General features: G+C 51.0%; 8 protein-coding genes and 2 pseudogenes. 4 read left to right on the plus strand and 6 right to left on the minus strand.

Annotated features, from left to right (window positions below; all coding sequences use genetic code 11):
• Positions 1-19 precede the first annotated feature (19 nt).
• The 3 genes from GJ746_RS15115 to cspF all read right to left on the minus strand — a co-directional run bounded on the left by GJ746_RS15115 (position 20) and on the right by cspF (position 9216).
• Positions 20-8602, minus strand: coding sequence for a GH36-type glycosyl hydrolase domain-containing protein (locus tag GJ746_RS15115; protein WP_154680942.1), 8583 nt, complete (start codon positions 8600-8602; stop codon positions 20-22).
• 155 nt (positions 8603-8757) lie between these two features.
• On the minus strand, positions 8758-8928 hold the full coding sequence (locus GJ746_RS25430) for a YnfU family zinc-binding protein (protein WP_305955329.1): 171 nt from the start codon (positions 8926-8928) through the stop codon (positions 8758-8760).
• A 75-nt stretch (positions 8929-9003) separates the two neighbouring features.
• Positions 9004-9216 carry a cold shock-like protein CspF gene (gene cspF / locus GJ746_RS15120; RefSeq protein ID WP_001446195.1) on the minus strand — a complete coding sequence of 71 codons (213 nt, stop codon included), beginning with the start codon at positions 9214-9216 and terminating at the stop codon, positions 9004-9006.
• A 278-nt stretch (positions 9217-9494) separates the two neighbouring features.
• Here cspF and GJ746_RS15125 point away from each other — a divergent pair, with 278 nt between their 5' ends.
• The 4 genes and pseudogenes from GJ746_RS15125 to GJ746_RS15140 all read left to right on the plus strand — a co-directional run.
• Positions 9495-9713 (plus strand): cold shock domain-containing protein, encoded by a 219-nt coding sequence (locus GJ746_RS15125; RefSeq protein WP_000203924.1) that lies wholly within the window; start codon positions 9495-9497, stop codon positions 9711-9713.
• 268 nt (positions 9714-9981) lie between these two features.
• On the plus strand, positions 9982-10209 hold the full coding sequence (locus GJ746_RS15130) for a hypothetical protein (protein WP_010434226.1): 228 nt from the start codon (positions 9982-9984) through the stop codon (positions 10207-10209).
• Between the two features lie 563 nt (positions 10210-10772).
• Positions 10773-11177 carry an H-NS family nucleoid-associated regulatory protein gene (locus GJ746_RS15135; RefSeq protein WP_023303013.1) on the plus strand — a complete coding sequence of 135 codons (405 nt, stop codon included), beginning with the start codon at positions 10773-10775 and terminating at the stop codon, positions 11175-11177.
• A gap of 52 nt (positions 11178-11229) precedes the next feature.
• Positions 11230-11340 (plus strand): annotated as a pseudogene (locus GJ746_RS15140) (arsenical resistance protein ArsH); the annotation flags it as partial.
• A 294-nt stretch (positions 11341-11634) separates the two neighbouring features.
• Here GJ746_RS15140 and GJ746_RS15145 read toward each other — a convergent pair.
• From GJ746_RS15145 to GJ746_RS15155, 3 genes and pseudogenes are all read right to left on the minus strand, one after another.
• Positions 11635-11844 (minus strand): annotated as a pseudogene (locus GJ746_RS15145) (IS3 family transposase); the annotation flags it as partial.
• A gap of 62 nt (positions 11845-11906) precedes the next feature.
• The gene (locus GJ746_RS15150; protein WP_032429039.1) at positions 11907-13286 is read right to left on the minus strand and encodes a carbohydrate porin; all 1380 of its coding nucleotides are present in this window, start codon (positions 13284-13286) and stop codon (positions 11907-11909) included.
• 157 nt (positions 13287-13443) lie between these two features.
• Entirely contained in the window at positions 13444-14805 is a 1362-nt protein-coding gene (locus tag GJ746_RS15155) for a NosD domain-containing protein (protein ID WP_023291513.1), read from the minus strand.
• Positions 14806-14863: the final 58 nt, after the last annotated feature.

The raw sequence follows: 14863 nt of genomic DNA on the forward strand, positions 1-14863 counted from the left end.
TGCACCTCCGGGATCAGTGTCAGTTCTGAATGATCTCAACCGTATGGTTTTGTCCATCATCCTTCAGCGGTATTCTGTCATCAGGGAGGAGAACACCATCCAGCGTCACGCAATATTCTGCATCGCCGCGTGAAACACTAATCTGATAATGGCTTTCACCATATTGATATGCCATAGAAAAAGAGGACCACTCATCCGGTAACCTGGCATGAACACTAAAGTCAGTGCCGGAACGTTTTATCCCCAGTAATCCCTCGGTAAGTAAACGCCAGGCCCAGGCTGCGGAACCGGTATACCAGCTCCACCCTGCACGTCCGGTATGGGGAGCGACACTGTAGACATCAGCACTCATGACATAAGGCTCAGCTTTATAAATCCCGACAGAGTCCGCATTCAGGGTATGATTTATAGGGCTGAGCATTGACCAGAGTTGCCAGGCTCGTTCGGCATTCCCCATTCGGGCAAAGGCCATCACTGCCCAGATGGCGCCATGCGTATACTGCCCTCCGTTTTCCCGCACGCCGGGCAGGTACCCCTGTATGTAGCCCGGATTTGGACCGTGTCCGTCGAAAGGAGGCGTTAACAGTTTGATCAGCCCTCCTTCGTTATCCACAAGGTGCTTATCCAGCGCCTGCATGGCCTTTGCGCACCGTCCCGGGCTCGCGGCGCCGGACAATACAGACCAGCTCTGTGCAATCGCATCAATCCGGCAGTCCTGTGAGGTTTTCGATCCCAGGGGAGTACCATCGTCAAAATACCCGCGCCGGTACCATTCCCCATCCCAGGCGTGGGCTTCGAGATTACTTTGCAGGCGCAGAGCCTGTGAACGGCACATCGCGGCGACGCTTTCATCCAGCCTGTGCTCCGCCAGCGCTGCAAACCGCTGCAAAATGTCGTACAGGAAGAAGCCCAGCCAGACGCTTTCACCTTTGCCTTCGATACCCACCCGGTTCATCCCGTCATTCCAGTCACCAGCCCCCATCAGCGGCAGGCCATGCTCCCCGAAGCGAAGTCCATAGTGAATAGCTTTGACGCAGTGTAACCAGAGTGTCTCTTCGGTGCCGCTGATGACCGGCGTGTCATAGACAGACTCTTCACCAAGCTGAAGCGAGCGTCCTTCCAGATAAGGAATGCGTATTTCCAGTGCATCCATATCCCCCGTCGTTTCAACATAGTGGCAAACAGCAAGCGGCAGCCAAAGATAGTCATCGGAACAGCGGGTACGCACACCGTTGCCGTGTGGCGGGTGCCACCAGTGCTGCACATCCCCCTCGATAAACTGCCGTGATGCACAGAGTATTATCTGTTCACGCATCCGGTCCGGAGCAGCGTGGCTCAGAGCCAGCGTATCCTGCAGCTGATCGCGAAAACCAAATGCACCGCCAGACTGATAGTAGCCACTCCGGGCCATAAGACGGCAGGCGACCGTCTGATAAAGCAGCCAACCATTAACCAGTAAATTTACGGACGTGTCGGGGGTGTTAACTACGATTTTATCGAGAACATTGTGCCAGTGATTATGAATCCGGTTCAGCTCCTGGCGGACCGTATCCTCGTTCATGTAGCGGGCCAGCGTCTCCTGAGCACAAACATCATTCTCCTCTGCGCCGAGGATAAAAATAAACGTCCTCTGGTCCCCGTCAATTAATGTAACCGCCGATTGCACCGCTCCGCAGGGATCCAGACCGGCCCCCGTCTTACCAGAAAGCTTTTGCAGTTTCATGGCCGAAGGGGCGTGAAGGGAACCATTACGGCCAATAAACTCCCGGCGATCCCCTGTCAGAGAACAGTCATTACCGCTGACGGCAAAAAATGCAGTTCGGCCGCCACCATTATCACCATAAAAGTTATTCGCAAGCACCCCGCAGCCACCGGGCGTTCTGGCCACATGTGTCACAATGTGAGGGGCTGAGCGCGTTCGTGTTTCTCCGAGCGTCCACTCTACATAGCCTGTGACGGAAAGTTGACGTGTCCGTCCCGAGGAGTTACTGAGCGTCAGGAGCACCAGTTTAACCGGATCTTCTTCAGCAACCAGGACCGTCAACTCGCTGTCTATACCACTCTCACGATGGGCAAATACGCTGTAGCCAAAACCATGGCGGGTCAGGTAGTCACCGTGTCCGCGAACAGGTAAAGCCGTCGGCGACCAGCACTCCCCGCTCTCTTCATCGCGCAGGTAAAATGCCTCGCCGCTGCGATCGCTCACCGGATCGTTCTCCCACGGCGTCAACCGGTATTCATGGGCATTCTCATACCAGGTATAGGCCTGCCCTGCCTCTGAGATCACACTGCCAAAACGAGAATTTGCCAGTATGTTCGACCAGGGAGCCGGTGTAAGCGCATTTTCCCGAAGGACGATCTGATACTCCCGCCCATCCTGAGAAAATCCACCGTACCCATTGAAATGGCATAACTGACTGGTATCAGGGCTCCAGTCCGTATGTTGATTACGCTCGCGCACAGCACGCGGAATGAATGCCCTTGCCGGCGATTTCAGGGTATGAATACGCTGGTTAAGCTGCTCATTAATACCCCCTGCGCGGTCATCAAGATAAAGACAGGCCACGCTCATCAAAAGCAACTTATCCTCAGCGGAGAGATGCTCACCGTTCCGGACAAAAAGCCCGCCCTTTTTATCCAGCAGACTGGCTTCAGACCCGGCATAAATTAACTCCATAATCTGATTTTGTAATCCCTGCTGGTAGCCGCCGGGGCTGTTATTCAGGATAACCAAATCAACATCCAGCCCTTTCTGTCTCCAGTAACGGTGTGCCTGAATCAGTGTGGTCACTGAGGTGATACTTTCCTCGCTGGTTATACTCAGCAGCACTATCGGCAGATCCCCTGAAATTGCCCAGCCCCACAGTCCGGACTGGCCACGCCGGTTGCGGCCTATCGCCTGGCCTTCGGCGCGCAGCTCCTGGACAGGGTAAAGCACAGCGCTGGCGAGACTATTGAACAACGTGGCATCATCTTCACTGGCGTTCATCTGGCGCAATACCACCAGACTGTGAGACCAGGCCAGTTCAAAGACGCGATCGGCAATAGGGTAATCGCGATATTTCTCCAGCAACGCCAGGCTCTGCTGACGGGTCTCGCTGATGCCATAAATGATATCAATCGTAACCGGCTGCCCTGGCTGCAGAATGATGGCGTTGCGAATTGCCAGTATCGGATCCAGCACCGAGCCCGACGTGTTGCCTAGCATCCCTCCCGTCTCTATTGCCTGTGCATTCGCAGGGTTTCTGCCACGTCCAATAAACCTTGCCCTGTCCGTTTCAAACGACACGTTATGTCGGTTATCGCCGTGCACCACCATCATGTGAAACAGGCAAGGGCCCGGTTCATCCGGTGAGCGCGGGCGCCGGTGGCAAAGAATAGCGTCACGCTCAGGAGCCAGCTCAGTCTGAATAAACAAATTGCTGAATGCCGGGTGTGCCAGATCGCTGGCATCAGGTGCCAGTACCACTTCAGCATAGGTTGTCAGCTCCAGAGAGCGAGGCTTACGACCACGATGAATCAGTGTGAGCCGTCGCAATTCAACATCATCCTCCGGAGAGATCACCACCTGAGTTTTGACGCTGAGTCCCCCTAAGCTGCGTCTGAATTCTGCCCCCGCATCGGTGAACAACACTTCCTCGTCTTGTCCGCTGGTGTAGCCTGTTGGTTGCCAAGTATTGCTCCACACATCTCCCGTCTGGGTATCGCGGATGTAGCAGAATGCTCCCCAGTTATCACGGGTGGTATCACTGCGCCAGCGCGTTAGTGCAATATCATTCCAGCGACTGTAACCACCGCCGCCCGCGGTCAACATCAGATGATAATGGCCGTTGGACAGGAGTTGAATATCCGGGGAGGGGGTATCCACGCTATAGAAAATACGGGGTTCATAGCGAACGGGTTTGACCATGCCCTCATGAGATTCAAAATGACGGCGCGGACTGTACAGATCGACCGCATCCGGCACGCGCTCCTGTAACAGCAGACTCGCTGACCGGAATACCGTGCTGGACATAAAGCGTTCAGTCATGGGGGCGTCAAGCAGCACATGAGCCAGCGCCTGAAATGCCATACCCTGGTGATGCGCCATCCAGGACTGTACCACCGCATAGAGCTGACCGGTTGCAAGACGTGAGGGGGTATAGTCCAGCGCTTCATAAAAACCGTATTCTCCGCGTGCACCATTTTTTTGCAGCCTGAACAGGTTCTCACAGGCTCTCTGTGGGGAAACCATCAGCGCCAGCAGCGTGGCGTAAGGAGCAACAACCATGTCATCGGCAAGTCCCCTGCGTAGACCGAGCCCCGGTACGCCAAATGCCTGATACTGATAATTATGCTGAACATCAAAAGCATGATAGCCAGACTCTGAAACACCCCATGGTACCCCGCGTTCTTTCCCCCAATGAATCTGGCGCATAACCGCCGACTGACTCATTTCATCGAGCAGGCTGCCGGGCCAGGTGGGCATCACCAGATTCGGCATCAGATATTCAAACATGGATCCGCTCCATGACATCAGGGCAGTTTCATTATCAATCGTGGTAAACAATCGACCCAGCGCGTACCAGCTTTTAAGAGGCAGCTGATTAGTCGCAATGGCAAGAAAACTGGTCAGGCGGATTTCAGACGGCAGGAGATCGTAGTGGCTTTTGTCAGGCATATTGGTGTCACAGTTATAACCGACGCTGAGCAGACTGGTTGCTTCACTGTACAGAAAGGCGAAATCCATCCGGGCATGCTCATCCAGCCGCTGTTCCAGCTCGGTGATAATATTGAGTCGCATTCGGGCCTGCTCCGCCACTGACGCCGGAGGCGTTCCTGTACCGGTTAATGTCGGACGGGCAAGCTCGCTCAGCGTCGGCAGCGTCTGTTCATTCCAGGATGCAGGCAACCAGCCAAGCAACAGAGACCACTCATGGCAAAGCTGAACCAGTTGATGCTCCAGATGTCCAGCCCAGCGCATCTGAAGAGGAGATCCCTGATGACATGCGCTGGTCAGATGGTTGCACTGGGTGCGCATGCTTTTCAGTTCGCTGAAAAGCGCCTGCGGAGAGAGCGACACCGCGTTCAGGCAATTCTTGCGCAGCAGTCTCAGGCTGTCAGGTGGGTTCTTACCCCACTGTTTTTCCAGAATATCCAGCGTATCGTTCAGTCCTGCAAGTATCTGTTGGTTGCTTAAAACAGGCTGATGACGCATGGCAGACAGGCCTGCACGCAGGGTCAATAAATGCCCGGCCATATTGCCGCTGTCGACGCTGGAGATATAGCGTGGACTTAGGGGGGCCAGCGTACGGGTGTCATACCAGTTGTAGAGATGGCCCCGGTAGTGCTCCATTTTATCCATCGTGTCGAGCGTGAGCGACACGCGCCGGAGCACCTCTCCGCCAGGCAGGTAGCCAAAGTCCCATGCCGTCAGGTTAGCCATAAGTGAAAGACCAATATTGGTAGGAGAAGTTCGGTGTGCCACCGTCGGTTGTGGTATTTCCTGATAATTATCAGGCGGAAGCCAGTTCTCTTTTGCTGTGGCAAATGTTTCAAAAAAAGCCCAGATTTCACGGCTTGTCTGGCGTAACAGCTGTTTTTGTTCCTGATTAGGCGAAAAAACCTTACGCACGGGCTGGCGACTCAGCCAGCTCATCAGCAGCGGTGCCACACACCATACCAAACCGATCGGTAACGCAATCCCCAGCAGCTGTGGGGCAAATTGTCCGGTCAGTATTGTCAGCGCCACGCCACCGGCAACGTTCAGCCACATCGCCTGATAAAAACGTGCAACAGTGGGTCTGGCCTGACTGCTGTCCTGGCTGTGGCTGACCCACTGGCTGAGGTGACGCCTGCTTATCCCCAGTCGCCATAGCGTCACGGCGATCGCTTTCAGCGAATATCCGGCTTCGTGCGGCAGTATCGCAAAATTAAGGCTGATACCTGACAGACGCTTTAGCGCGCCCGCCCCCACCATTAACAGATGCGGCTTCACGCGGCGACGCAGAGGTTTATGCAGAAGGTCGTGGCTGATGCAGAGGATGGCTGGCAACAGCCATATCAGCAACAGTATGCCCAGCCAGTAAACCGGGTTGGGTACCCAAAGCAGAGCGAAGAACAGCAATATCAGTAAGGAGGGGGCGACCAGACTGCGACGTAGATTATCGAGTAATTTCCAGTAAGAAAGCGCGGTCAGCGGATTCCTGACCCGGGTTCCATCGGCTTTTCTGACGCGTGGTTTTAGCCAGTTAAGCAGTTGCCAGTCACCCCGGATCCAGCGTGAACGTCGTGCAACATCCGACAGATAATTATTAGGGTACTGTTCGTACAGTAACACCTCGCTCAGCAGACCCGAACGTGCATAGCATCCTTCAAGCAGATCGTGGCTGAGTACCAGATTTTCCGGGCAGATGTTGGTAGTGGCCTGCATAAAAATATCAACATCGTAAATCCCTTTGCCCACAAACGAGCCTTCCCCAAAGAGATCCTGATAAATATCCGAAGACATCATCGAATAAGGGTTATTGCCCGGTACGCTGCTGCGCAGGGCTGCGTAACGCCCCTGACCGTTGCGTGGTATCTCCTCCGCAAGACCGGGCTGTAAAATACCGAATCCTTTGACAACCCTCTGGCGTACCGGATCATACTCAGGCGTATTCAGCGGATGCGCCATCGTCGCGACGAGTTTGTGTGCCGTATCGCGCGGGAGCACCGTATCGCTGTCCAGGGTAATGACGTATTTTATGTGACCCGGTAAAAGGTGGGCAGGCATCTCTGCAACGCTGACGAATTGCGTTCCGGGATGGCGCAACCAGCTGTTCAGTAACGCCAGTTTTCCCCGCTTGCGTTCATAGCCCATCCACGCTCCTTCCGAGGGGTTCCATTCAGGCTGGCGATGTAACAGATAAAAACGTGGTCGGCCGGAGGGGTAGCGGCGATTAAGCGCCTGCGTATCGGCGATAGCCTGTCTGAGCAGCGCGTGACTTTCCGGCGAGGGTTCATTTTCAGAATCAGCAAAATCAGTGAGCAGCGCGAACCTGAGATTTTCGTTTTCATTCCCCAACCAGCAGACTTCAAGACTGGTGAGGAGCTGGCTGAAACTTTCGTGGCTGGTCAACATGCAGGGAATGACTAACATGGTGGCACTGTCAGCGGGAATACCGGCTGAAAAATCCATCCCCGGTAAGGGTCGAGGAACGCGAAAACGGGTGGTTGCATCACTGAGCAAATCGCTCATTAACTGAGTTAATGCGATAATCAGAGGTAATATCACCGCGATCAATAGCCAGTCTGCGCCCTGCATGGCGGTTTCGTGCAATATTGCTGCGGTCGCTGCGGTTGTCAGCAACGCCAGGCTTCCAAGCCATGACAGCAGGGTTATTCTGTTGAAACTGTGCCGCAAGCGTATGAGCCTTGAGGCGTCTGCCAGGAGATGAATATCCAGCGCCTGTCGACCTTCGCCCGCAAGATAATAACCAACATGATGTTCCGGTGTATCGGGCGCTTTTTCCTCTGAAAGCGCCAGCACCTTCTCAGCAACCTCAGGCTCGCTGAGACCGCTGTCCCTGGCCAGAACCTCAACTACGTGCCGGTAATGATCCCGGGTATTGAAGTGCATCCGGGGATAGATGCCGGCAGGATCATTGCGTAATGCCTGTTCGACAACGCTTATCGTTTCGGCGAAATCAGCCCAGTCCGTTTCACTCAATAAACGCAGGCCCGCGATGCTGTTACTGACGGACAGCTGGCTGGCGGCAAGCTGCTGATTGAAACTATGTATGAGAACGTCAGTGGTGATCCCCTGTTCCCGAAGGCACTGATCAACCCAGGTCAGAGGTAACGACAGCGCGTTGCCATGCCCCTGCAGGCGCCGAACCAGCTCTGCGACAAACGCACTGGTTAACGGAGGTCGGGAGCGCGCCATATCGGCAACCACCATGATTAAATCACCAGGCGCACTCTCTGCGCATTCGACAATCCTTGTTATCCACGTATCAGCAAGGTTTCTGTCCTGCTGCGCTTTTATCACTTCCATACTGATACGACGAAGATTTTCAATCAGCGCAAGGCGCAGCATTCCCGGTAACGCCCAGACTTCACCCAGCGTCAGCGGCGTCACCTGTTGATAGGCAGTGAGATAGCTGGTCAGGCTGGCGGCATCCCAGCGGCCATCGCCGTGAGCAATGGCCTCTGATGCAATATGATAAATTCGTGGGCAATTCAACGGCGATACAAGCGACGGAAGACCTTTGCCAAAGCTTTTCGGCAGATGCTGGCGGACAGTGCGGATTTGTTCCTCAATCAGATAATAATTGTCCAGCAGCCATTCACCGGCGGGCATGATACTGGTCTTTTTACCCGCGTTAAGCTCATAGCAGTTTTGGGTAATGACGGCCTCATTGTCGCCAAGCCGTTTCAGAAGATAATAAGGATGCCTATCCGGTGATACTTTATGAGTCCGCGCCAGCTTCTGGCCGTAGCGTTCCATCTGGACGGTCGAAAAGAGTTCTGACCGCGGCGAGCTTTCACCGGCAGGATTGTTCGCCGAAAACGTTATGTTTTCGGCAGCATTCATCAGAATACGGGAGCGGTTAAACCACGCTCTGGGGATCATTTTCATAGCATTGCTCTGATGCGACGTTAGCGCGCAGGAGCAGTTGCGAAATCAGTTCAGAAACGTTCTCTCAGGATGGGCGTCAGGCATCAGGGATTTAACAGCTGCCGGAATCTAACATAAGTATAGGACATGAGCTCTGTTCTGCGGTTTTGGTCGAGCTAGCGTCGGGAGATAAACAGAGCCTTACATCCGGGGCAAAGCATGGTCTGGTTGAGCCGGATTTTTGACAACGGTTGTACTGATTTTAAGCCACAAACAGGACAGGCAGCAGTGGCAGTAGACGCACTACTGAAGAATTTCATTGCGTAATTGATAACAGACATAACCATTAACCTTTCAATGAATGAGCTTCACCGTACCACATGTGGTTAAGTTTTAATCTATCTATTTTGACACACTGAAAATCAGGAAAGATAAATGTTCGCAGCCACAGGCCCCCTGAGACCGTTTATCCGGCAAAACTCTATGCGGCTTCCAGGGATGAGTAATTCTGATTCGCGAGAGTTAACGGCTGAAATGTGAAGCAGAACGTCTTTTCGTCCATCAGATGGGATGATGAGGCCTTTACCACTAAGAATATCAAAGCTTTTGACAATTCCTGTCATTTTATGGGACAAGTCAATTCCTTATTGAAAACACGTAAAGACTATACATTGAAAATGGCATTCAGCCACTTTTATTTTCCCTGCAGGACCTCTGGACGGCTAAAAGATAATTTGCTTATATCGATTCCCTGTGCCTTAATGAATCCCATCAGTTCGATGTACTAATGAAAGTTAGAAATTTTCCGGGCAGTTCTCATTACCAGGCGCTATCGTTGATATCCCCTCTTTTGAGTCCATATGTTTAATCCTATACGTTTACTATCAATACAATCATGTATAACGGAGTCAGTATGACCTCTAGAATTATGGGCCTGGTTAAATGGTTTAACGAAGACAAAGGTTTTGGCTTCATCTCTCCTCTTGATGGCAGCAAAGATATCTTTGTCCATTTGTCTGCACTTGATGGCGACAACTTTAAAACTTTATTTGAAGGTCAGAAAGTTGAATTCGCCATTCACCGCGGAGACAAGGGTCCTGCTGCTGCAAACGTAACACTTTGCGATAAATAAATCATTGTGGGTCTGCGATAACTATAAAGGATTATTCCTGAGTAGACAGATCCATAACTTAAATCAGATGAAAGTCGTTTATTCATAATATCTGATCAGCATATTTTTCAAAATTATGAGTATGCTAACCGATGTGATGAAGTGCAGTACTACTGCATAAAAAGTCTAAAAGCACAAACTAACCACATGTTAAATAAGAAGTGCGTAATGGCTTTGACCTTAATGGCATCTGCCAGTTAATATCCACGAGAGAACAGGGTAATAGAATATGATTAAAGTCCTTGTTTTCTTTAATGCTGAATCCTGTAAAGTCATGACCGTTCTGGAAGGTATATCCTCTATCAGGCAGGAATATCCAAACGGTGAAGAAACACATCTTCGGATTATGTCTGCAGGTTTTCCTTCCTTAACTGGCGATCATGGTATTGTTTACGTGGCTACTGACAGGGAGTTAACGTCACAGGAGATACTTGATGCGGCCAGGAAATATTTATAGCATTTTTGTCATGCTCTCTGCTCCACGTTTAATTGCATGCTTACCCTATTTATCAGAATCGAACAAAAATGAGTTGAAAAAATTTATGGCCTGCTAACAGCAGGCTTTTTTTTTACATTACACTTTTTTAGAAACACCTCTATAAAGAGAGAGTAATTCGCTACCTTCTGACAAAATGCAGGTGTCTCTCCCCTGCGTGCCATCTTGCCATTTGTGAAAAACCTTGCTAAGTGGCGGCGCTGTCTCTCCTCATTTTAAATCTCATCAGGTGTGACTGAAGCAATAAGTTATGAGGATATAAAAAGGCTCTCCGGATGACTCCTGGCATCATAGTTTTAAGTACCTTCAAAAACGCATGGACATTTCGTAGGAGTTGTAATTTAGTTCTTACACATTCTTCTTAATTTTTTCTTGCGACAAGAGATTTATATAAGTAGTCTAAACCTCGTTAATAACAATATGTCCCAATCGCATTAAAATGCTCAGTAAGAAAAATCGGGTCGATGAGCAACCGTCGACATTGGTATTTGCTGAACAACGAAAAAACTTTAAAAGGTCTCTTTATGTCAGATGCTCTAACACAGTTAAACAATATCCGTACCTTACGTTCTCAGACTCGTGAAATGTCATTAGATGTACTGGAAGATGTTCTGGAAAAGTTTAAAATTATTCTTATAGAACGACGAGAAGAAGAGACATTACGTCTTGCAAATGAAAGTCAGCGCCGCGATAAACTGGAAACACTTCGTCAGATGATGCTTGATGAGGGTATCGACCCCTCCGAACTTTTAGCTGCTATTGGCTCTCCAGGTAAGGCTAAAAGGACGCGCTCCCCCCGCCCCGCGAAGTATCGATATACTAACGAAACTGGAGAGTCAAAAACATGGTCAGGTCAGGGGCGAATGCCGAAGCGGATCTCAAATCTGATTGCTGAAGGTGGGGAATTAAAAGATTTTGAAATCAGCTAAAAAGAGCCGGGTAAAACCCGGCTCTTTTTTGTAAATGCCGCAAGTTGCCTTAGAGAATAGTCGAGAAACATTTAGTTCCGTCGATGTAGCCGAGGCGCTGTTTAAAATCACAGTGCTGCTTAAGGGAGAAACCGGTTATCTTGCAGATCGCTACAGCGAGTGAAAAGAGAGCCATCAGGAGCTTTCATTCCGAGTCAATCAGGACAAAAAATAACGTATGTTCTTCGTGAATCCATACTGCATGAGCTTAACAACGTCTGCCATTGGCACTAAGCGGACTTTTCAACATCAGGACATTTCTAACGAGCCAGTGATTAGACAATCCTAGTGAGCTTTGACATGCGATGTAGTGGCTAAATGGAGATGTCCGTCTCGGGGCTGCGGATGTTTTCCTGGACTGTTATGTTGTGATTCCAAGATGCTGTCGGCACTTCACCGGACTCATTGCACCTAATTAATGCTCAACAACTGCAATTTTCTGTGCACGAGAATAGCGTTCTCTTGGCTTTAATCCCTTGGGTAAATCGCCCTTCTTTTCATAAATCCGAACCCAACGGCTCAACTGTTTTGTGGACAGATATCCTAACTCCATGACAACAACGGAAGCTTTGTTTCCGTACCAGTAATAGAGTTCGACGGCCCGGAGTCGGTCCTCGTATGAATGCATAAATTAACTCCTGAAGGTCCAGGAATTCGTCTGCACCTCATCCAGGCCAGTTTAACGCGTGCTTAGAAGAAGTACTTAAAACGCACGCGCGCGCCGTAGCGATCGTCGTCATCGCTCTGGCTCAGCTTATTGTCGCTATCCAGAATGGAGTAATAGGCGCCGAGATAGATATTAAAGTTCTGCATATTCATCACGTTCGGAATTTGATACGACGCGTGGAAGGTATGAATATTGTAGGTGCCTTCATCCTTAATCCAGCAATCGTTATCGCAAATCACCCCGGCATAATCGCTGATTTTGTTATGCGCGTAGATATATCCCAGCTCGAAGCGCCGCCACAGCGCGTTCACCCCGGCGGTCAAATCCTGTTCGTTGCTGGCGTCCATATAAGCGGTGTTCAGATTCACCACCACCCCGTCCTCCGGGTCGCGCTTCAGGCCGTTCCAGGTCATGGTCAGGCCATAGCCGGTGCGCCCCGACTGATCGATAAAGTTGCCCTGGGCATCTTTATAGCCGTAGGCGTTCTGCACCACGTTCGCTTCCATGGCCGCGGCAACGGAAAATTCGTCTTTCGCCCATGACACCACCGGACGCAAATAGGCGACGTTCTTTTTCTGCTCCATATCTCGACCATGGTAGCCATCGTTGTCGTACAGCGACGTACCGTCTTCCAGCAGGGTGTTGAGCTCAAAATACCAGTTATCAAGCTGCTTGCTCAGCAGAAAGTTGCCGCCTGCGTCAGAGCGGCCGCGCCCCTCTTTCATCATATAGATATAGCCATGGCCGTCGCTGTAGAGGTCGTTGGCGGTATTACCGGAGTGCTCGACGAAGGTGTCCTGGTTCAGCGGGAACATATCGTACGCTTCAAAGCGCCCCACTTTCACCTTCCAGTCGTTCTCCTGACCAAAGAAGAAAACCGCGTCGTCGAGGTTCATCGAGCCGGTCATATCCGCCAGCGGCTGGACAGAGAAACCGGCAAAATAGCCGTTATCCGTTTTGCGGATACCGTCGAAGCCGAGCAGGATACGGCCGTTTAAATCCCACTTATCGTAGGTGGGATCGCTGCCGACATCGGCGTTGGTCATCGCCAGCAGACCGTGTTTGCTTTCCGCGTCCATGTTGAACTCCACGTCGCCGTAGATTTTCAGATCGCCATAGCCGGATAATTTCAGCTCCGGGACGCTAAGATTCTTTTTACTCTCCGCGGTTGCTGCCGCGCTGTTTACCGGCACACGAGTTTGCGCCGCCTGAATCGCGGCATTCTGCTTCGCCTGCAAATCCCGCACCTGGCCTTCCGCTACCGTCGCCCGGCTTTCCGCGGCGGCTAGCCGCGCTTCAAGCTGTTCCATTCGTTGTTCCAGCGTCAGTTGATTATTTTTTCCGACCGCCGATCCCGTCATTAAACACAAGCCTAGCGCTATTGATAATGTTGTTTTATTCATTTTTATTTTCCCAGAGGTAAAAGGTGGGATAAGGTGAATAAAAATATTCACCTTTTATATTTTGATTTTTATTTAGCAGAAGAATGAATGAAATAACGTGTAATCTGCCTCCTTAAATAACGTCATTCGCTATACGGATTAACAAACAGAGTGAATATTAATTTCCAGCAACCGGTGTCGCCCTGAAGGCATTACGCGCTCGGTCTATGACCACCTGTGCGTCACTGCCGCTATCAAGTATCGTGTTTTGCGCGGATTCTTTTTCTACCTGTACGGCGACCGCATCGAGTTCTTTTAACCTGGCCGTCGTCAGCAAAGCGCTGACCTGCGCCGCAAAGCAGGCATCCTCTTCAGAGGGCTGCGCCTGCGCCGCTGACGTCTCCGTGGTCGCCACGATATGGTTATTCACAATATAATTCCCTTTGCCGGAAACAAGGCGGATGATGACCGGTTTTATTCCCAGCGGCTTGAGATACTGGACATCAATCGTTTCGGAAATATGATTGGCAATAACCGAATTATTACTGCCGTTTATATGCAGCAAGCCATAGGCGTCATCCAGGCCGTTGTCATAGGCCTGCATCGGCGGCCAGGGTTCACGATCGCGCAAGAAATGGTTTGCCGAGATCAGATTCTCCGCGCAGTTGTTCTCGAGAACGAGCATTCCCGGATAAAATGAATGGAATCGATTGCTGGTGATGCTAGAGCGGACCACGCCCGATAAGTGCACGCTGCTCGCACCACGGGGAAAAATATTGTTGGTAGAAATCAATAACCCCCCGAAGTTTTGCGCGTAAATAGAATAGCCTTTATAGCCCGCGCCAATCAGGTTATCGGTTATTTTTGAAGCCTGCCCGGCGCCACGCAGCTCGATACAGTTACCGCATTCGGCGATAAAGTTATTATGGATCGCCATTGCATCGCTATTGTACGTGGTGAGGCCATGCTCCAGATAGATAAATCCCATCCCGGTAATGCGGAAAGCGTCCTGCGCGCTGGCGATATAAATGCCGGTTTTGCCGTTCGTATAGGTATTTTCCGGGTCGTTGTTTCCCAGCCCATCATCAACAAAGTGCAAACCATCAATACAGAAGTTTTCGAACGCCACCGAACTGATACGCGGCGCCCCGCTGCGTTTCACGTAAAATGCAGCGCCAGCATGTTCTTCATCGCCGGGCTGCGGGCAGAGATCGACCAGGATACGGCTCCCGCCCGGCCATATATCGTGCAAATTCGCCCACTCGTCCGCCGGCGTATTAAAGCGAATGCTCGAGGAGACAAAACCATGCCCGGAGCCCATAATTTTTAAATAACTGATATCAATTAAGACCTGCGTCTTCAGATGATAATCACCGGGCGGAATATAAATCGCGGCGCCCGGTTTACCCCCGTCGTTAATATCGGTTTCAGTTTGTCGCGATTTAATATCGGCGAGAATACTGTTAATGACTTCGCCAATATCCTCATACGGGTTGCCGACGTGCCACTGCGTAACATCATAATAATTTTTACGTACCATGAAAAACCGCCTCTAATGATAATAAGAAATCGAACATCAACGCTTAAATTTGACTTTG

Origin of the sequence: Klebsiella oxytoca (assembly GCF_009707385.1) — a bacterium.
Classification (GTDB): Bacteria; Pseudomonadota; Gammaproteobacteria; order Enterobacterales; family Enterobacteriaceae; genus Klebsiella; species Klebsiella oxytoca_C.